This is a genomic window from Aliivibrio sp. 1S175, assembly GCF_001690985.1.
In the GTDB taxonomy this organism is placed as follows: Bacteria; Pseudomonadota; Gammaproteobacteria; order Enterobacterales; family Vibrionaceae; genus Aliivibrio.
Genome location: NZ_MAJS01000079.1, coordinates 178,622 through 197,816, shown reverse-complemented (window position 1 = coordinate 197,816; position 19,195 = coordinate 178,622). Strand labels below are relative to the sequence as shown.

Genomic DNA, 19,195 nt, shown 5'->3' with positions numbered 1-19,195 from the left:
TTATTAGGTTGATATTATCGTAATGCATAAAAAAGGCCGATGTTAACGCATCGGCCTTTTTATTATCTGTCTCTTTTTATAACTAAAAAATCAATCCACTAAAATTAGTCAATCTACTTATAAAGGGAAGTGAATAACGTTTTCAGTTTTTGATAATCCAATCTCAAGTTCATGGTGTTGCCCGTCAAGCATGACAGAAACCACATACAAATCATTTGGATTCTTAGTGTGATCATCCCAATATTTTGGCGCTTCAACCTGAAATAATGCAGAAACATGATCGCCTCTTACATCAACAGGGATCGTTAACGTCATACCATCAAATTTAATACTAGCTGAAATTAAATTTGGCTTATACGTCTTAAAATGAACATCGACTTTTAGCTCGCAACCGTGGTGCCATATTTGCTCAACACTAATATGATTCAACGAAAGATGCGGGATTGGTTGGAAAAAACACACACCAAAAACACCAATATCATCTTTAATATCACTGTCTTTTACTGCACCAAAACGATAATGATATGCCTGATTTATTTCACAAACACCACAGGCTTCATCATCGTCTAACAACCAATCATCGTCATCTTCTTCTAAAAATAAAACTTCAAAGCGATTGCCACCTAACTGTAGAAACTCTTTGATGTCTTTACGATAGCGAGTCATTAACTCATTACAGTCAAATACCGCCACACCATTAATACGCACTTCAGCATAACGAGAGATCCCACTCATCACCAATTCAACCGCAGGGTAATTAAGTAATGTTTCATCCACCTCAAAAAAACGCATCAAATGCCATTCTTGCTTGTTAGCCTCTTCAACCGAAAGTGCATCGTGAGCAGAAGCAACACCTTGCTGAATTGGAATGTCTTTAATAGGCAATGCTGTGTCAGTTAACGGTGACAGTTGCCATAATGCCTCTGCCGCATTCAGTATTATTCTTGAGTTCATTACTATATTCATCCCTAAAAAAATGCCCTAGGCTTATAATTACAAGCCTAGGGCACAGTCTCTCAATTGTCGTTATTTGACAATATTTTTATTCTTCGTCGCCATCTTCGATAACGTCATACTCAGCGTCTTCGCCTTCGTAGTATGTGCCCCAACCATCATAGATAATGTCGAATTTCTCAGCTAGTTGAACCAATTTCTCTACTTGAGCATCAATCACTTCAGCATTTAACGCTGAATCCATTACTGCATCACAGCAAAGGATCTTAGCACCGTCTTCATCTTCAAGCTCTTCAGCTTCGAGTACTTCAAAGCCCATTTTAAATGCTTCAACAACGGCATTTTCAAGTGCTTTAAAGTCTTCAGCCATCAAGTGGTGCTCGATAGCATACAGTGCGTCAGGCTCACTTCCGTCGGCTTTTAGCGATTCAATAATTTCACGCGTTTCCGCTTTTTGCAATTCAAGAAACTGCTCAACCGATAGATATTCATCTTCTTGAGACATAATAAGACTCCACACTGTATAAAATAATAGAAATTAACGTGGGCATTATAGCCTGCTCAAACCAAATTCCCTAGTACTTCAATAATTAAAGAATATTTACCTACTATACGGTATTATTTCTCGTACTAGCTGTAGATATTAGAAAGGAATCTTATGAATAAGCTATTTGTTGGCTCTGAAATTGGTCAGCTTCGCCGAGTTATCCTACATCGTCCAGAAAGAGCATTGAGCCACCTAACCCCTACCAATTGCCATAAGCTACTTTTTGATGATGTACTGTCGGTTGAGAAGGCTCTTTATGAACATGATCAATTTGTTGCAACCTTACAATCTCAAGATGTTGAAGTACTGCTCTTACAAGACTTACTCGAAGAAACACTTCGACATCCTGAAGCAAAGCAATGGCTGTTAAAGCATCAAATCTCTCATTACCGTTTTGGACCAACCTTTGCCAACCAAATTCGTGACTTCTTACTCACCAAAGATAATCAAGAACTGGCTTCTATCTTATTAGGTGGTTTAGCCTTTATCGAACTGCCTTTCAAAGCCCCATCGATGCTACAACAATTAAGTGACCCATTCGATTTTGTTATCGATCCGCTTCCTAACCATTTATTTACTCGAGATACCTCTTGCTGGATTTATGGAGGGGTTTCGATTAACCCTATGGCTAAATCCGCTCGAAAAAGAGAATCAAATCATCTACGGGCAATTTATCGTTGGCACCCTTTATTTAGCACAGAAGCCTTTCCTCGCTACTTTGAAGATGAACATCAATATTATGATAATGCGACGATAGAAGGTGGTGATGTATTAGTTATTGGTAAAGGGAATGTCTTAGTTGGTATTTCAGAACGAACCACGCCACAAGGTATTGAAAATTTAGCTAAACAGCTCTTTAGAACACACCAAGCTAAACAAGTCATTGCTATTAAATTACCAGAAGATCGCTCTTGCATGCATTTAGATACCGTAATGACTCACATGGACCATAATGTATTCTCCGTCTATCCAAGAGTCATTGACATGGCAATGTCATGTTGGTCAATCACCGCGTGTGGAGAACAACAACTCGCGATTAAAGAAATGCCAAATTTTCAGAAAACTCTTACGTCAGCTCTAGAGTTAGACTCTCTTAATATTATTACGACCGGTGGCGATAGCTACGAGGCTGAACGTGAACAATGGCACGATGCGAATAACGTATTAACGATTAAACCAGGCGTTGTCGTTGCTTATGAAAGAAATACTTATACCAATGAGAAATACGATAAAGCCGGTATAAAGGTACTACCGATTACAGGGGATGAATTAGGTAGAGGCCGCGGTGGTGCTCGCTGTATGAGTTGCCCTATTGAAAGAGATGGCATTTAACTCCCACAAAATAAATTAAAATAAAAATTCACATTTAATGCATTTTTATGTTTAAATGAATTTTATCGGATTGATACTATCAGCTAGGAGCACGGTATGGCTTTTAATATACGTAATAGAAATTTTTTAAAATTATTAGATTTTACCCCTAAAGAGATTATGCATTTACTTGAGTTATCTGCTGATTTAAAAAAAGCAAAATACGCAGGCTATGAACAACCTCAATTATCAGGTAAAAATATTGCGCTAATTTTTGAAAAAGCCTCTACTCGTACTCGATGCGCCTTTGAAGTTGCGGCTTTTGACCAAGGTGCTAAAGTGACTTATCTTGGTCCTTCTGGTTCTCAAATTGGCCACAAAGAATCAATGAAAGATACGGCTCGTGTACTGGGTCGTATGTACGATGGTATTGAATATCGTGGTTTTGGCCAATCTATTGTTGAAGAGCTGGGCCTATATGCCGGCGTTCCCGTCTGGAATGGATTAACCGATGAATTTCACCCAACTCAAATTTTAGCTGATTTCCTCACAATGCAAGAATATGCAAATGGAAAGCAACTAAATCAAATTACTTTTGCCTACCTTGGTGATGCTCGTAATAACATGGGTAACTCTCTCATGGTTGGCGCTGCCAAAATGGGGATGGAGGTCCGCCTTGTTGCTCCTAAGCAATTCTGGCCTGAAGATGAATTAGTCGCTCAATGCCAAAGTATCGCAGTACAAACAGGCGCTAAAATTATTCTTACTGAAGAAGTAGAAACGGGTGTTAAAGGATGTGATTTCTTATACACCGACGTTTGGGTGTCGATGGGAGAGGCGCCTGAGGCATGGGATGAGCGAGTTGCGCTAATGACGCCTTACCAAGTTAATATGGATGTTATTAAAGCAACACATAATCCAAATGTTAAATTCATGCACTGCTTACCTGCTTTCCATAATGATGAAACAACCGTCGGTAAAGAGATTGCGGAAAAGTACGGAATGAACGGCCTAGAAGTGACCGAAGAAGTTTTTGAATCGGAATTTTCTATCGTCTTTGATGAAGCGGAAAACCGCATGCATACTATCAAAGCAATTATGGTTGCTACGCTAGGTCAGTAAATCTAAGATACCAATAAAGAAAAGGAAAAATCAAAATAAGTTTGATGCAAACGCTTGCTTAGGATTTTGATGCGAGTATAATCTCGCGCAATTTACTAGGAAATTATGATGTTATTAACTTATCTTCATACAGCGGTCGACCGAGAATCTGCACTGACAACGTGTGGTGGTCCCCTATTTTTTGAGTTTCCTAATTACCGATATTTTTAAAGCCTCCTATTTTATAGGGGGCTTTTTTTTGATTTAAATATGACTGACACACTAAAGGGAAGAGAGACTATGGCTAACTCGCTATATAACAAGCACATCATTTCTATTCCAGAACTATCTCGTGAAGAGTTAGAACTGATCGTAGAAACAGCAGGGAAAATAAAAAAAGAACCTCAACCTGAATTATTGAAGAATAAGGTTATTGCGAGCTGCTTTTTTGAAGCATCAACTCGTACTCGCCTATCTTTTGAAACTGCGATTCAACGTTTAGGTGGTTCAGTCATTGGTTTTGATACAGCGGGTAACACCTCTCTTGCTCAAAAAGGGGAAACCCTAGCCGATTCAGTTCAGATTATTACTTCTTATGCTGATGCTTATGTGATGCGTCACCCTAAAGAAGGAGCAGCTCGTCTTGCTTCTGAATTCTCAAACGGAACGCCTGTCATAAATGCAGGAGATGGTGCAAACCAACATCCGACGCAAACTTTATTAGATTTGTATACTATTTATGAAACTCAAGGTCGCTTAGATAACCTAAATATCGCCTTTGTTGGGGATTTAAAATACGGTCGTACTGTTCACTCTTTAACTCAAGCGTTAGCTAAGTTTAACGGCATTAAATTCTTCTTTATCGCACCAGAAGTACTAGCAATGCCAGATTATATTTGTGAAGAGCTAGATGAATTAGGCATTGAATACCAACTGCTAAATAGCATGGAAGCTGCAATTCCTGAGTTAGATATCCTTTATATGACTCGAGTTCAAAAAGAGCGCTTTGATGAATCTGAATATGCGCATATCAAGTCTGCCTATATTCTTTCTGCACAAGATTTACAGCCTGCTCGTGACAACTTAAAAGTGCTTCACCCTCTTCCACGTATCGACGAAATCAATATCGACGTAGATAAAACACCATACGCTTATTATTTCCAACAAGCTGAAAATGGCGTTTATGCACGACAAGCTCTATTAGCACTTGTTCTTAATGACACACTTTAAGGGAGATATCAACATGGCTAACAAAACTCAATTACGTGTTGAAGCGATCAAAAACGGTACTGTAATCGATCATATTCCTGCAAACATTGGCGTTAAAGTGCTGAAGTTATTCCAAATGGATAAAACAGCAGAGCGTGTCACCATTGGTTTAAACTTACCCTCTTCTGCATTAGGTGCAAAAGATCTTCTGAAGATAGAGAATACATTTGTCACGCCTGAGCAAGCAAGCAAACTTGCTTTATACGCGCCTCATGCAACAGTAAACCAGATCGAAAACTATGAAGTCGTTAAAAAAATCCCATTAATTTTACCTGAGCAAATTACAGGGGTATTTGAATGCCCAAACAGTAATTGTATTACTCATGGTGAACCCGTAGATAGCAGCTTTAAAGTAATAACAAAGAAAGAAAGCATCCATCTAAAATGTAAATACTGCGAAAAAGTATATTCTCAAGAAGTCGTTGCCGATTTAAATTGAGTTAAATAGAACTATCTTCTCAGCCTCGATATTGTCGGGGCTGTTTTATTTCTAACATTTGTTTTATATTGAACTTATCAGTGAACTTAAGGTTCACTTCACTCAAAAAGGAATCAGACAATGACTAAAGTTCTTCATACAGATAACGCACCTGCAGCAATTGGTCCATACATTCAAGGTGTTGATCTTGGTAACATGGTACTGACTTCTGGCCAAATTCCTGTAAACCCAGCAACGGGTGAAGTATCTGATGATATTGCAGAGCAAGCTCGTCAATCTCTAGAAAATGTTAAAGCCGTTATTGAAGCGTCTGGTCTAACGGTTTCTGATATCGTTAAAATGACGGTATTTGTAAAAGACTTAAATGATTTTGGTACTGTGAATGAAGTGTATGGCAACTTCTTTGATGAGCATAAAGTAGCTAACTACCCTGCCCGTTCTTGCGTTGAAGTTGCACGTCTTCCAAAAGATGTTGGCATTGAAATCGAAGCTATTGCCGTTCGCAAATAAGCTCAAAAACAATAAATAACATGATGAAGGCAGGCTTTATAAGTTTCTGCCTTATTTTTCATTCAAATATTGCGTTGCTTTAGAGTAAACCGTTTTAAACCATACCGAGAAAATAGTAGGATTTTTTTCTAACGCTTTTGTAATGTCACTCTCGCGCCACCACTGAATGTCACTGACTTCATTAGGGTTCATTAGGAATTTAACGTCGGGTGTATTCGCCAATAAAATATAATCCAGCTCATGTTCACTCAAACCATTCTCTAATTCAGCTTGATAAACAAACCAACCCAGATTTTCAAATGTATGTGCTGCAACACCAACAATACCAATTTCTTCTTCTAACCGGCGCTCTCCAGCGGATTCTACCGACTCATTAAGTCTTGGGTGAGAACAACAGGTATTGCTCCACTTTCCTTTACTATGATACTTACACTCAGCGCGTTTTTGTAACAGAAACTCTCTTTCATCTTTACCATTACGATAAAGTAGAACAGAGAAAGCCAAATGTAATAAACCTTTCTCGTGAGCTTCTAATTTTTCCATTGTGCCAATGGCTTCTCCTTGCTTGCTTACAAGGACGACTTCTTCTTTCATTATTATCTACACATTTAAAGAGATACACATCAAAAACAAAAGGGTACACAGCAAGCTGCATACCCTTAAAATCACAATAAAAACGTAAACTTAGCTGCGTTCTGCAACTTCTTTATTGAGTTCTTCTAGCTTAATTTTCATTTGTTCACGACATTCATTCGCTAACTCACGAACGTTTGTTTTATCGTAACCATCAAGACTTACTGGTGGCAAAATTTCAACAATCACCACACCGTTATTCCAACGATTTAGTTTTACGCCTTCCGTATTGCTACATACGATTGGCGTCACAGGAACATCTGCTGCGATAGCCGCATGAAATGCACCTGTTTTAAATGGCAATAAACCACGACCACGAGAGCGAGTTCCTTCAGGAAACATCCAAACAGAGACATTACGTTTCTTAATATTATCTGCAACTTGTGAAATAGTGCCTACCGCTTTACTGCGATTATTACGATCGATAAGAATGTTACCCGTGATCCAATACAGTTGACCAAACAACGGCATCCACGCGATGCTTTTTTTACCTACCGTAACCGTTCTTGGTTGAATTGCCCCAGAGACAGTAAACAAATCCCAGCTATTTTGATGGTTTGCAATGTATAAACTTGGTCCAGCATTTTTAACGCTCTCAGGAACGCGAACTTCAAGTTTAATACCAAATACTCGCGACATACGAGAAAACCAAAGACCAAAAGTATAAACGTGTTTTGGATTACGTGGGCTTAACAAGCAGTAACCACAGCCAAATACAAACGTAAAGACGGCAAAGATAGCCAAAGCAATCAGGCGTAACAATGCGATCATAAGTGTTTCTCCTAAAATATATAAATTCCACTAAAGAGTTCTATTCAGTGTACTTATATTACAAACAATAAAAAACCGGGTCATATAATACCCGGTTTCCACTTTAGTACTCATGTAGCTGAAATAATCCTAACGATTATAATTCGCTACTACGAACTCTTTCGATATTCGCGCCTAATGCGGTTAACTTGTCTTCGATCTTATCATAACCACGGTCGATATGATAAATACGATCAACAATTGTTTCACCTTTTGCTATACAACCTGCGATAACAAGGCTTGCAGATGCACGTAAATCGGTTGCCATCACTTGAGCGCCACTTAACCCGTCAGTATCACCACAAATAGCAGTATTACCTTCGATTTCAGCGTGAGCACCCATGCGCTGTAGTTCAGGGATGTGCATGAAACGGTTTTCAAAAATCGTTTCAGTAATAATGCCTGGACCTTTCGCCATCATATTTAGCAATGTGAATTGCGCTTGCATGTCTGTTGGAAATGCAGGATGCGGAGCCGTACGGATATTTACCGCTTTTAGCTCTCGGCCGGTCATGTCTAAACTGATCCAATCTTCACCAGATTCAACTTTAGCACCCGCTTCTTCAAGCTTCGCCAGAACAGATTCAAGCAGGCTCGCTTTCGTATTTTTACATACGACTTTACCGCCAGATACAGCCGCAGCAACAAGGAACGTGCCCGTTTCTATACGGTCAGCAACCACTTCATGATAGCCACCACCAAGACGTTCTACACCTTCGATAGTAATCGTATCAGAACCCATACCTGATACTTTCGCACCAATGGCATTAAGGAAATGAGCCGTATCTACAATTTCAGGTTCACGCGCTGCGTTTTCTAAAATAGTCGTACCTTCAGCTAACGTTGCCGCACACATAACAGTGATTGTTGCACCAACACTCACTTTATCCATAACGATATGAGCGCCTTTCAGACGACCATCAACTTCCGCTTTAACGTAACCTTCTTCAAGCTTAATCGTTGCACCTAATTGCTCAAGACCATGGATATGAAGATCCACAGGACGAGCTCCAATAGCACAACCACCAGGTAAAGACACTTGGCCTTTACCAAAACGTGCAACTAATGGACCTAGAGCCCAAATTGATGCACGCATTGTTTTCACTAAATCATAAGGTGCACAGAAATCATTCACGCCACTAGCGTCAATATGAACCGAGCCATTACGAGAAACTTTAGCGCCTAAACGTTGTAGCAACTCCATCGTTGTATCTACATCGCGTAGTTTTGGTACATTTCCAACTTCTACTGGCTCTTCAGCAAGTAAGGCTGCAAATAAAATTGGCAATGCCGCATTTTTTGCACCAGAAATAGTAACCTCTCCAGAAAGTGGTTTTTCACTTCCTTGAATTCGAAACTTATACATTCAAAGGACCTCTTAGAATAAGCTATTTAATTTTTTATCGCGTGCCCACTCTTCAGGAGTAAACGCTTTTATTGATAGAGCGTGAATAGTATTTGTTGAGATGTGTTCCATCAAAGGTCCATAGATGGTTTGTTGCTTTTTAACTCTGCTCATTCCATTGAACGATTCATCCACAGCAATAACTTCAAAATGGCTTCCTTCACCTTTAACGTGAATCTCTTGAAGTTGAAGTGCTGCGTCTAATAATTCTTTAATCTCGGCGCTATCCATTACTCTACCTTTTGCGTTATTAAGTGATCAGCAAACAATGATTCCACATTACTTAAACGAATTAAAGTAATGAGCTGATCAGGGACGAAAGTAAGCATTATATGGCAATTTTGTTTTTTTGCATGATCTATTAGGTGTAAAAGTAACACAACACCTGCTGAGTCAATACGATTAACCTGAGTTAAGTCTACCTTTACTTTGGTAATATTAGGTTTCCATTGTGTCAATTTATTCCAAATATTTGGCACTACCTCACGTTCGAGATCGCCTTTGAAGCAAATTTCATCAAACTTAGACTCACATAAATCCATTTCGCTCATTACTTACTTCCTTCTAAGCGAATTGGTTGAGCGGCTAATGAAGTTAATTCTTTACTTACCGAATCAATGCCTTCTTTACGGATTTTTGCACTCCATTCAGATTGTTTTGTTGATAATAAACTCACACCTTCGGCAACCATATCAAACGCTTGCCATTCTGATGTTTTTTTATTCTTGCGTAATTTAAAATCCACTTTTACCGTTGGTCGAGCTGAATCAATAATATCCACACGAACGCTAATGATAGATTTTTTTTCAGGGATCGCTTTCGGTTTTTCTAACATAATTTGTTGGTTTGTATATAACGTTAATACTTGAGCGTATGACGACACGAGGTAACCACGAAAAGCCGTTACAAATTGTTCTCTTTCTTCTGCTGTCGTTTTTTTAAGATGAGGTCCAAGTAGTTTATACGCTGCATATTTTACATTAACGTACGGCATTAATTCTTCTTCAACGACCGTTTTTAATATATTTGGATCTTTTTGAATAGCGACTTGCTCTGCTTTTAGTCGCGCAAAAGTGTCTTCAGAGACTTTTGTCATCATTTCATAAGGTTTGGTTTTATCAATCGGTTCAGCTTGAGCGACACCAATAAAAAGGGAAAGTATGATCCCTACGATTTTCATTCCTAACTTCATTACTTATCCTCACTTTTTTCTGATGAATCACCACCAATGCTATATAGCACTTGCCCTATCATGTCTTCTAATACTAATGCTGATTTAGTGTCTTCAATGTAGTCACCCTCACCAAGCATATCAATGTCTTCATCAATAAAACCAGGAACGATACCTACATATTGTTCGCCAATTAATCCTGCTGTTAAAATTTGTGCCGCAGAAGTTTCAGGAAATTGGCCAAATTGTTTATCAATTTGCATACTGACAACCGGTAAGTAGGTTTCGATATCTAATGTAATACCGGAAACACGACCGACAACAACACCCCCAATCTTAACCGGTGAGCGAGACTTTAAACTGCCGATATTATCGAACTGTGCATTAATAGTGTAATACTCACCGCTACCACCACTACGAACATCGGCGACTTTTAGTAGCAACATCAATAATGCTGCCGCGCCAGCCAAAACAAAAAATCCGACTAATAATTCTATTTTACGTGTTTGCTGCATGATTAATTCCCAAACATCAGTGCTGTAAGCACAAAATCAATTCCTAATACCGCCAGTGACGAATGCACTACCGTTCGTGTTGTTGCTAATGAGATCCCTTCTGACGTTGGGGTCGCATCATAGCCATTAAATAAAGCAATCCATGTCACGACAAACGCAAACACGACACACTTAATTAAACTGTTAACAATGTCATGGCGTACATCGACCGATGCTTGCATTACTGACCAAAAACTTCCGTGATCAATACCTTTCCATTCAACACCAACAATTTGACCACCCCATATACCCACAGCCATAAAGATCATCGCCAATAATGGCATTGAAATAACACCCGCCCATAAGCGTGGGGCAATAATACGACGCAAAGGATCTATCGCCATCATTTCCATACTAGACAACTGCTCTGTCGTTTTCATTAACCCTATTTCTGCGGTTAATGCCGAACCGGCACGCCCAGCAAATAATAAGGCGGTAACCACTGGGCCTAGTTCACGTAATAACGAAAGTGACACCAATTGACCGAGACTGGTTTCTGCACCGTAGTCGACCAAGATCACGTAACCTTGAAGACTTATCACCATGCCAATAAATAGCCCTGAGACCACGATAATTACAAGCGATAACACACCGACTGAATACAGCTGTTGCAATAACAATGGAAACATTCTTACGGGTTGAGGCTTTGCAATGATCGCCCCAAAAAGCATAAAAGTCGCTCGACCAATAGCTTCGCATGTTGAAAGCGCTCGCTTACCAATGTTTTCAACAAATAAGATTAAAGAGAAATTACTCACCAGGAAATAACTCCTCAGCTAATGGTTTCGATGGAAAGCGAAAAGGAACGGGTCCGTCAGAACGGCCATCTAAAAATTGTCGTACTTGAGGGTCTGGATTGTTTTCTAGCTCAAAAGGAGAACCTTGAGCAATAATTTTACCGTTAGCCAATAAATAGACATGATCAGCGATACTCATGACTTCAGGAACATCATGAGAAACAACAACAGACGTTAACCCTAATGCATCATTTAAATTACGAATTAACTCAACCAAAACACCCATCGTAATCGGGTCTTGCCCCACAAAAGGTTCGTCATACATAATTAAATCGGGATCAAGAGCAATAGCACGAGCCAACGCTGCACGACGAGCCATACCTCCAGACAGTTCGCTTGGCATCAATTCGGCTGCTCCGCGTAATCCGACAGCTTCAAGCTTTAGCAGCACTAAGGTACGAATGAACTCTTCTGATAATTTAGTATGTTCGCGCAATGGAAAAGCGACGTTATCAAACACATTCATGTCAGTAAATAGAGCACCAGATTGAAATAGCATCCCCATTTTCTTACGCGCTAAATACAATTCCTTTCGACCTAATTTAGGAATATTCCATCCTTCAAAATGTATATTACCCGACTCAGGTAAAATCTGTCCGCCAATCAAGCGTAATAAAGTCGTTTTACCAATTCCTGATGGTCCCATGATCGCGGTAATTTTACCCCTTGGAACGAATAAGCTAATATCATCAAAAATCAGCCGTTCACCACGTTTAAAGGTTAAGTTTTCAACATTTATTAAGGTTGTCGTTGTGTCCATATCATTACTTTTCATCAAAAGCTCTTCACTAGCAACATAATGATAAGTATACGTTAACTTATCCATCAAACTTATTATTTTTAACATTCTTTAGAATATCCCCTCACAGGTCCGCCTTTTTGCTTTCCTTTTTGTAAGAGAAGCGTCAAAATTAGTGATTAATTATAAAAACATCTTCTACCAAAAGGAAATTAACACCATGACAGAGCTGCTCATGCCGTCTCTACTTCTTATCGTTGGCCTATCTCTACTTGTTTGGGGCGCCGATAAACTGGTATTTGGTTCTGCCGCGTTAGCGAGAAACTACGGAATTTCACCATTAGTCATTGGTATGACTATCCTAGCGATGGGTTCATCAGCACCTGAAATGATGGTATCCGCCGCTGCTGCACTTGATGGTAAAACAGATACCGCCGTGGGTAATGTAATTGGTTCCAACATCGCTAACATTGCGTTAATTTTAGGTATTACCGCTATAATCAAACCCCTTGCTATCAGCTCTGGCATCATCCGTCGTGAATTACCATTGATGTTAATTGTCACCCTGCTGGCTGGCGGTATCATGTACAATAATTACCTTGGCTTTAATGAAGGTTTATTGTTAATTGCTCTTTTTGCTGTCTTCATTATTGCGATGCTTTATATAAGTAAAAGCGAGCAAAAAAATGGTGACCGTCTTCTTGAAGAGCAAGAATCTGAAATACCAGAAGGTGTTGAAAACAAAAAAGCTCTATTTTGGGTTGTTGTTGGTTTAATCTTATTGCCTGTTGGCGCAAACATGCTGATCGACAACGCGGTTGTTATTGCTAAGTATTTTGGTATGAGTGATCTCGTTATTGGTTTAACTATTATTGCGTTAGGGACAAGCCTTCCAGAACTTGCAGCTTCAGTCGCTGGTGTTTTAAAAGGTGAAGACGATATGGCTGCTGGTAATATTATCGGTTCAAACGTATTCAATATCCTTGCCGTTATGGGGATCCCTGCGCTAATTAACCCATCAGAAATAAGCCCAGATTTAATGAATCGAGATTTTTACGTAATGATGGGCGTATCCATTTTATTATTGTTTATGGCACTAGGTAAGAGCCGTAGCATTAACAGAATTGAAGGTAGCATTTTAGTCACATGCTTCTTGGCTTACCAAGGTTACCTTTTCTACACCATGTAATCCTATCGTTACATAACCACCAGAACACAAATAGGTCATCAATAAAACTTTGCATTAATTGATGACCTTTCTATTTTTCACATTCCCCTCCTCATTAGAAACCACTCCATCTTGAACTACCTCTGGTATATGGCATAATAATTGTATACGCTACTCCTCTAGATCATACATCTGCTATAACCCAAATAAAGGTGGTAACCCGATGGCAACTCAGTTTGATTTCTGCAAAGCAGGAAAAAATGTTCTTCAAATTGAAATTGATGCACTCATCCAACTGAATAACTACATTAATGATGATTTTACTAAAGCATGCCAATTAATGCTGGAATGTAAGGGTAAGGTCGTTGTTATGGGGATGGGGAAATCGGGACATATCGGTAATAAAATTGCCGCCACATTAGCCAGTACAGGTACACCATCCTTTTTTGTTCATCCAGGAGAAGCCAGCCATGGTGATTTAGGTATGATTGAAAAAGGCGATGTAGTTATTGCCATTTCAAACTCTGGCGAAGCTGGCGAGATCCTAGCTTTACTGCCTGTAATTAAGCGCCTTGGTATTACCCTTATTACAATGACAGGTAAGCCTGAATCAAGTATGGCCCGAGTAGCAGACGTTAACTTGCAAATTACCGTGCCTCAAGAAGCTTGCCCTTTAGGGTTGGCTCCTACATCAAGCACTACAGCTACTTTAGCCATGGGCGATGCTTTTGCCGTTGCTCTGTTGCAAGCAAAAGGGTTTACGGCTGATGACTTTGCCCTGTCTCACCCTGGTGGCGCGTTAGGTCGTAAATTACTGCTATTATTATCTGATATCATGCATAAAGATGATGAATTGCCAATGGTCACCAAAGACGCTCTTATTAAAACAGCCTTGCTTGAAGTATCTGAAAAAGGTCTTGGCATGACCGCCATTGTTGATAACGAACAAAAAGTTATCGGTATTTTTACCGATGGTGATTTACGTCGTTTATTGGACAATCGAGTTGATATTCATACTCAAACTATTGGTGAAGTAATGACACCTTCACCTGCCGTTGCAAACCCAAACTTATTAGCAGTAGAAGGCTTAAATTTAATGCAAGATAAGAAAATTAATGGCTTGCTACTGTGCGATGAAAATAATCGCTTAGTTGGCGCTCTTAATATGCATGACTTATTAAAAGCAGGGGTAATGTAATGACAACTAAATTCATTTCAACACTCTATGGCGATGTAGAAGAATCTGTATTTAATATCGCTAAAGACATAAAACTACTAATCTGTGATGTTGATGGGGTATTCTCTGATGGCCTTGTTTACATGGGCAACGACGGAGAAGAGCTAAAAACATTCCACACTCGAGATGGTTACGGCGTAAAATCATTAATGTCTGCAGGTGTCGAGATAGCCATCATTACTGGTCGAAATTCTAAAATTGTAGAAAACCGTATGACAGCGCTTGGGATTAAATTGATCTACCAAGGCCAAGACAATAAATTGCAAGCATACGACGATATTTTAACTAAACTCAATATAGGTCCTGAGCACACAGGGTATATTGGAGATGACCTCATCGATTGGCCTGTTATGGATAAAGTGGCATTAAAAGTCTGTGTTGCTGACGGACACCCGCTACTAGTACAGCGAGCAAACTATGTGACTACCATCAAAGGAGGTCATGGTGCTGTTCGAGAGGTCAGTGACCTAATCCTAGAAGCAAAAGGTGAACTCGAGCAACATAAAGGCTTGAGTATATGACTTTAAAACATTTTTGCATGGCCATATTATTAGTAATATCTAGCTGGTCTGGATATTACTTATATTATGAGTACTCACAAAATGAGCAACAAATAACGCCAGATCAGCAAGTACCAGTATTTACAGGTAAAAATGTCAGTAATAATAATTATGCTGAAAATGGTGTTCGCAATTACCAGATTAACGCTAAAGCATTAGCCCGTTTTTCTCAAACAGGTGAAACCAATTTTACGACGCCTCATCTTTTTGTCTTTAAAGACGGCGAAATAAAAGAATGGGAAATAATATCTGATATTGGGGTGTTAGATAAAAAGCATATCCTTTATTTAAATGGTAATGTAATTGTCAAAAACTTATTGCCCGACGCCGCTTTTGAAACAATGACAACTGACAGCTTAACCATAGATCTCTCAACTAAAGATTTTATGACCGAAGATGTCGTCAATCTTGTTGGTCCAACGTTTGAAACGACAGGCGTTGGCATGAAAGGTAATTTTAGCACTCAACAAGCGACCCTATTAAAGAATGTACAAGGTATCTATGAAGCTTTCACAAATTAGTCTACTTGCCGGCTTAATATTTAGCTCTTCAAGTTGGGCACTAAGCAGCGATACAGAACAACCAATTCACATCAACTCGGATTCACAACACTTTGATATGCAAAGTAATCAAGTGACCTTTCTGGGTGATGTAACGTTGAAACAAGGCAGCATTAAAATTTTTGCTGACAAACTCGTCGTTATTCGACCTCAAGGAAAGGAAGGGCGTGAAATTTTAGAAGCCTACGGAAAACCCGCCCGCTTTAGTCAATTGACTGACGATGGAAAGACCCTAAAGGGAAGATCAAACAAACTGCGTTATGAATTAGAAAAAGAATTTCTAAAAATGACCGATGATGCCGAGCTAACTCAAGACGATAGTATCATTCAAGGCAAAGTCATTACTTATAATATGCAGACCCAAAAACTGATTGCTGATGGTGGTAAAAACGAACGTGTTACGACTATCCTTCAGCCTAGCCAATTGAATAAAAAATAATTATGGCCATTTTAGAAGCAAAAAATCTCGCAAAAACATACGGCAGCCGTAAAGTGGTTTCCGATGTAAGCCTAACTGTTGAGTCTGGAAAAATTGTCGGTTTATTAGGACCAAATGGTGCGGGAAAAACAACCTCTTTCTATATGATAGTAGGTTTGGTTTCTCGTGATGAAGGATCTATCACGATTGATGGTGTTGATATTTCACTCCAACCAATGCATAACCGTTCAAAAATGGGGATTGGTTATTTACCACAAGAAGCCTCTATTTTTAGGAAGTTATCTGTTTTTGATAATATCATGGCAGTACTTCAGACTCGTAAGGATCTATCAAAAGCAGAACGCCTAGATAAGCTTGAAGAGTTACTGGATGAATTTAACATTCAGCATATCCGTAACAGTAATGGTATGGCGCTTTCTGGTGGTGAACGTCGTCGGGTAGAAATAGCTCGAGCTCTAGCTGCCAACCCAAAATTCATTTTACTTGATGAACCTTTTGCTGGTGTAGACCCTATTTCTGTAATCGATATCAAAAAAATCATTCAACATTTAAGAGATCGCGGTTTAGGTGTGTTAATTACAGACCACAATGTTCGTGAAACCCTTGATGTATGTGAACACGCTTATATCGTAAGTCAGGGACACATGATCGCAAACGGCACTCCAGATCACGTTTTAAATGATGAACACGTAAAACGCGTTTATCTTGGTGATCAGTTTAAGTTGTAACATAGAAAGGTATCGCTAAATAATGAAAGCATCTCTTCAGCTAAGAATGGGACAACAGCTTGCAATGACTCCACAGTTGCAGCAAGCCATTCGATTACTACAATTATCGACACTTGACCTGCAGCAAGAGATCCAAGAAGCCCTCGATTCTAATCCTCTTCTTGATGTCGAAGAAGAGCCATTGAGTACGCCTGAAAGTTTACTTTCTCCTGAACCTGCATCAGAAAAAGAAACAATACCGGCAGAAAAAGAAGAAGTGGTAACAGATAGCAGTGATGTCATTGACAGTAATAATATTTCTGAAGAATTAGAGATGGATGCTAGCTGGGATGATGTTTACAGCGCCAACAGTGGCAGTACAGGCTTAGCCATTGATGACGATATCCCTCTTTATCAAGGTGAAACAACGGAAAGTCTTCAAGACTATTTAATGTGGCAAGCCGATCTAACGCCATTCAGTGATATTGACCGAACGATTGCAACCACCATCATTGAGTCATTAGATGACAATGGTTATCTTACCATTCACCTTGATGAAGTATTAGAAAGTGTTGGTCATGATGAAGTAGAAATGGATGAAGTTGAAGCGGTACTTAAACGTATTCAACAATTTGACCCTCTAGGTGTTGCCTCTCGAAATCTTGCAGAGTGCTTACTATTACAACTGGTTACCTACCCTAAAGACACACCTTGGCTTCCTGAAACTACATTAATTTTAACCGAGTATATTAATTTATTAGGTAACCGTGACTACCGACAATTAGCAAAAGAGACTAAGCTAAAAGAACAAGATTTAAAACAAGTCATGTCGCTAATTCATCAGCTTGATCCCCGTCCGGGTAATCGTGTTATTGATACAGATACTGAATATGTTATTCCTGATGTTTCTGTATTTAAACATAATGGGAAGTGGGTCGTAACCATGAACCCTGATAGTATTCCACGCTTAAAAGTTAATGCAGAATATGAAGCATTAGGTAAAGGGATGGGAAACAGCCCTGATGGACAATTTATTCGAACCAATTTGCAAGAAGCGAAATGGTTAATTAAAAGTTTAGAAAGCAGAAACGATACTCTACTCAAAGTCTCCCGTTGTATCGTTGAACATCAACAAGATTTCTTTGAATATGGTGCAGAAGCGATGAAGCCAATGGTGCTTAATGACATCGCTTTAGATGTAGAAATGCATGAGTCCACTATATCTCGAGTAACAACACAAAAATTTATGCATACCCCTCGTGGTATTTTTGAATTAAAATATTTCTTCTCTAGTCATGTTAGTACGGATAACGGTGGTGAATGCTCATCAACTGCGATTCGGGCACTAGTGAAAAAATTGGTTGCAGCTGAAAATCAAGCTAAACCATTAAGTGACAGTAAAATTGCCACCTTATTAGCTGAACAAGGGATCCAAGTTGCACGACGTACTATCGCAAAATATCGTGAATCACTTGGTATTGCCCCGTCGAATCAGCGTAAGCGTTTACTTTAATTAACAGAAAGGAAGTGTTATGCAAATAAACATCGCAGGTCAGAATGTCGAACTAACCGATAGTATTCGTGAGTATGTAGAAACTAAATTCCAAAAATTAGATCGTTTTTTTGAACATATAAATCATGTGCATGTCGTATTAAAATTAGAAAAAGTACTTCATGTGGCCGAAGCAACACTTCATGTAAATCAAGGTGACATACACGCCCATTCTGACGCAGAAGATATGTATGCCGCTATTGATGGTTTGGTAGATAAACTTGTCCGCCAACTCAATAAACATAAAGAAAAACTAAGTAGTCATTAACATGCAATTAAGTACCATTCTTTCATTGGACTGCACTAAAAGTGCGGTCCAATGTACAAGTAAAAAACGCGCATTAGAACTTATTAGTGAAATTGCGGCCCCTCATCTAGGGCAAAACCCTCAAGAACTGTTTGAAAGTTTATTAAACCGAGAAAAAATGGGAAGTACAGGTATAGGTAATGGTATCGCTATTCCCCACGGTCGAATTTTTAACTGTGATAATGCGGTAGCTGTTCTGCTTCAGTGCCAAGAACCTATCGAGTTTGACTCTATAGATAATCGCCCTGTTGATGTACTCTTTGCTTTACTCGTGCCAGATGAACAATGCAAGCTACACCTAAAAACATTATCCAGTGTCGCCGAAAAACTCAATGATAAACACGTTTTACGTCAACTTCGCCATGCGGAAAATGATCAAGAACTGTATCAAGTTTTTACCTCTTAAATCGATTCAAAGGTCTTCA

General features: G+C 39.2%; 25 protein-coding genes. 14 read left to right on the top strand and 11 right to left on the bottom strand.

Annotated features, from left to right (window positions below):
* Positions 1-117 precede the first annotated feature (117 nt).
* Complete coding sequence (locus A6E06_RS16085; RefSeq protein ID WP_065594088.1) at positions 118-954, bottom strand: beta-galactosidase; 837 nt, start codon at positions 952-954, stop codon at positions 118-120.
* Between the two features lie 88 nt (positions 955-1,042).
* Positions 1,043-1,459 (bottom strand): ribonuclease E inhibitor RraB, encoded by a 417-nt coding sequence (rraB, locus tag A6E06_RS16080; protein ID WP_065594089.1) that lies wholly within the window; start codon positions 1,457-1,459, stop codon positions 1,043-1,045.
* Between the two features lie 153 nt (positions 1,460-1,612).
* Between rraB and arcA the strand changes: the two genes are divergently transcribed.
* The 5 genes from arcA to A6E06_RS16055 all read left to right on the top strand — a co-directional run bounded on the left by arcA (position 1,613) and on the right by A6E06_RS16055 (position 6,131).
* Positions 1,613-2,833, top strand: a complete 1,221-nt coding sequence (arcA, locus tag A6E06_RS16075) for an arginine deiminase (RefSeq protein WP_065594090.1) — start codon at positions 1,613-1,615, stop codon at positions 2,831-2,833.
* A 96-nt stretch (positions 2,834-2,929) separates the two neighbouring features.
* Positions 2,930-3,934, top strand: a complete 1,005-nt coding sequence (gene argF / locus A6E06_RS16070) for an ornithine carbamoyltransferase (RefSeq protein ID WP_065594091.1) — start codon at positions 2,930-2,932, stop codon at positions 3,932-3,934.
* Positions 3,935-4,213: 279 nt separating this feature from the next.
* Entirely contained in the window at positions 4,214-5,143 is a 930-nt protein-coding gene (gene pyrB, locus A6E06_RS16065; RefSeq protein ID WP_065594092.1) for an aspartate carbamoyltransferase, read from the top strand.
* Positions 5,144-5,156: 13 nt separating this feature from the next.
* The gene (pyrI, locus tag A6E06_RS16060; protein WP_065594093.1) at positions 5,157-5,621 is read left to right on the top strand and encodes an aspartate carbamoyltransferase regulatory subunit; all 465 of its coding nucleotides are present in this window, start codon (positions 5,157-5,159) and stop codon (positions 5,619-5,621) included.
* Positions 5,622-5,741: 120 nt separating this feature from the next.
* Positions 5,742-6,131 carry a RidA family protein gene (locus A6E06_RS16055; protein WP_065594094.1) on the top strand — a complete coding sequence of 130 codons (390 nt, stop codon included), beginning with the start codon at positions 5,742-5,744 and terminating at the stop codon, positions 6,129-6,131.
* 51 nt (positions 6,132-6,182) lie between these two features.
* On the opposite strand, the gene idi is transcribed toward A6E06_RS16055, so the two are convergent.
* The 9 genes from idi to mlaF form a co-directional block, all read right to left on the bottom strand.
* A complete protein-coding gene (idi, locus tag A6E06_RS16050) occupies positions 6,183-6,725 on the bottom strand; it encodes an isopentenyl-diphosphate Delta-isomerase (protein WP_065594095.1) in 543 nt (180 codons plus the stop codon).
* Between the two features lie 90 nt (positions 6,726-6,815).
* Positions 6,816-7,535 carry a 1-acylglycerol-3-phosphate O-acyltransferase gene (locus A6E06_RS16045; RefSeq protein WP_065594096.1) on the bottom strand — a complete coding sequence of 240 codons (720 nt, stop codon included), beginning with the start codon at positions 7,533-7,535 and terminating at the stop codon, positions 6,816-6,818.
* Positions 7,536-7,671: 136 nt separating this feature from the next.
* Positions 7,672-8,940, bottom strand: coding sequence for a UDP-N-acetylglucosamine 1-carboxyvinyltransferase (gene murA, locus A6E06_RS16040; RefSeq protein WP_065594097.1), 1,269 nt, complete (start codon positions 8,938-8,940; stop codon positions 7,672-7,674).
* 12 nt (positions 8,941-8,952) lie between these two features.
* Positions 8,953-9,210 (bottom strand): BolA family iron metabolism protein IbaG, encoded by a 258-nt coding sequence (gene ibaG, locus A6E06_RS16035; RefSeq protein ID WP_060992521.1) that lies wholly within the window; start codon positions 9,208-9,210, stop codon positions 8,953-8,955.
* Positions 9,210-9,530 (bottom strand): lipid asymmetry maintenance protein MlaB, encoded by a 321-nt coding sequence (locus tag A6E06_RS16030; RefSeq protein ID WP_065594098.1) that lies wholly within the window; start codon positions 9,528-9,530, stop codon positions 9,210-9,212. The genes ibaG and A6E06_RS16030 overlap by 1 nt, the downstream gene beginning before the upstream one ends.
* The gene (gene mlaC / locus A6E06_RS16025) at positions 9,530-10,159 is read right to left on the bottom strand and encodes a phospholipid-binding protein MlaC (protein ID WP_255310574.1); all 630 of its coding nucleotides are present in this window, start codon (positions 10,157-10,159) and stop codon (positions 9,530-9,532) included. The genes A6E06_RS16030 and mlaC overlap by 1 nt, the downstream gene beginning before the upstream one ends.
* A gap of 11 nt (positions 10,160-10,170) precedes the next feature.
* Complete coding sequence (gene mlaD / locus A6E06_RS16020; RefSeq protein WP_065594100.1) at positions 10,171-10,665, bottom strand: outer membrane lipid asymmetry maintenance protein MlaD; 495 nt, start codon at positions 10,663-10,665, stop codon at positions 10,171-10,173.
* A gap of 2 nt (positions 10,666-10,667) precedes the next feature.
* Positions 10,668-11,444: a lipid asymmetry maintenance ABC transporter permease subunit MlaE gene (gene mlaE / locus A6E06_RS16015; RefSeq protein WP_158007230.1), complete on the bottom strand. Its 777-nt coding sequence runs from the start codon at positions 11,442-11,444 to the stop codon at positions 10,668-10,670.
* Between the two features lie 10 nt (positions 11,445-11,454).
* Complete coding sequence (gene mlaF / locus A6E06_RS16010; protein ID WP_065594254.1) at positions 11,455-12,261, bottom strand: phospholipid ABC transporter ATP-binding protein MlaF; 807 nt, start codon at positions 12,259-12,261, stop codon at positions 11,455-11,457.
* 199 nt (positions 12,262-12,460) lie between these two features.
* On the opposite strand from mlaF, the gene A6E06_RS16005 reads away from it, so the two are divergent.
* The 9 genes from A6E06_RS16005 (at position 12,461) to ptsN (ending at position 19,176) form a co-directional block, all read left to right on the top strand.
* The gene (locus tag A6E06_RS16005) at positions 12,461-13,429 is read left to right on the top strand and encodes a calcium/sodium antiporter (RefSeq protein WP_065594101.1); all 969 of its coding nucleotides are present in this window, start codon (positions 12,461-12,463) and stop codon (positions 13,427-13,429) included.
* Between the two features lie 202 nt (positions 13,430-13,631).
* Entirely contained in the window at positions 13,632-14,606 is a 975-nt protein-coding gene (gene kdsD / locus A6E06_RS16000; protein ID WP_065594102.1) for an arabinose-5-phosphate isomerase KdsD, read from the top strand.
* Positions 14,606-15,166, top strand: a complete 561-nt coding sequence (kdsC, locus tag A6E06_RS15995; RefSeq protein WP_065594103.1) for a 3-deoxy-manno-octulosonate-8-phosphatase KdsC — start codon at positions 14,606-14,608, stop codon at positions 15,164-15,166. The genes kdsD and kdsC overlap by 1 nt, the downstream gene beginning before the upstream one ends.
* Positions 15,163-15,726: an LPS export ABC transporter periplasmic protein LptC gene (lptC, locus tag A6E06_RS15990; protein ID WP_065594104.1), complete on the top strand. Its 564-nt coding sequence runs from the start codon at positions 15,163-15,165 to the stop codon at positions 15,724-15,726. The genes kdsC and lptC overlap by 4 nt, the downstream gene beginning before the upstream one ends.
* On the top strand, positions 15,707-16,204 hold the full coding sequence (gene lptA / locus A6E06_RS15985; RefSeq protein WP_065594105.1) for a lipopolysaccharide transport periplasmic protein LptA: 498 nt from the start codon (positions 15,707-15,709) through the stop codon (positions 16,202-16,204). Before lptC ends, lptA begins: the two co-directional genes overlap by 20 nt.
* 2 nt (positions 16,205-16,206) lie before the next feature.
* Positions 16,207-16,932, top strand: coding sequence for an LPS export ABC transporter ATP-binding protein (gene lptB, locus A6E06_RS15980; protein ID WP_065594106.1), 726 nt, complete (start codon positions 16,207-16,209; stop codon positions 16,930-16,932).
* A 22-nt stretch (positions 16,933-16,954) separates the two neighbouring features.
* Positions 16,955-18,424, top strand: coding sequence for an RNA polymerase factor sigma-54 (locus tag A6E06_RS15975; RefSeq protein ID WP_065594107.1), 1,470 nt, complete (start codon positions 16,955-16,957; stop codon positions 18,422-18,424).
* 19 nt (positions 18,425-18,443) lie between these two features.
* Positions 18,444-18,731, top strand: a complete 288-nt coding sequence (hpf, locus tag A6E06_RS15970; RefSeq protein WP_065594108.1) for a ribosome hibernation promoting factor — start codon at positions 18,444-18,446, stop codon at positions 18,729-18,731.
* 1 nt (position 18,732) lies between these two features.
* The gene (gene ptsN, locus A6E06_RS15965; RefSeq protein ID WP_065594109.1) at positions 18,733-19,176 is read left to right on the top strand and encodes a PTS IIA-like nitrogen regulatory protein PtsN; all 444 of its coding nucleotides are present in this window, start codon (positions 18,733-18,735) and stop codon (positions 19,174-19,176) included.
* Positions 19,177-19,195 lie beyond the last annotated feature (19 nt).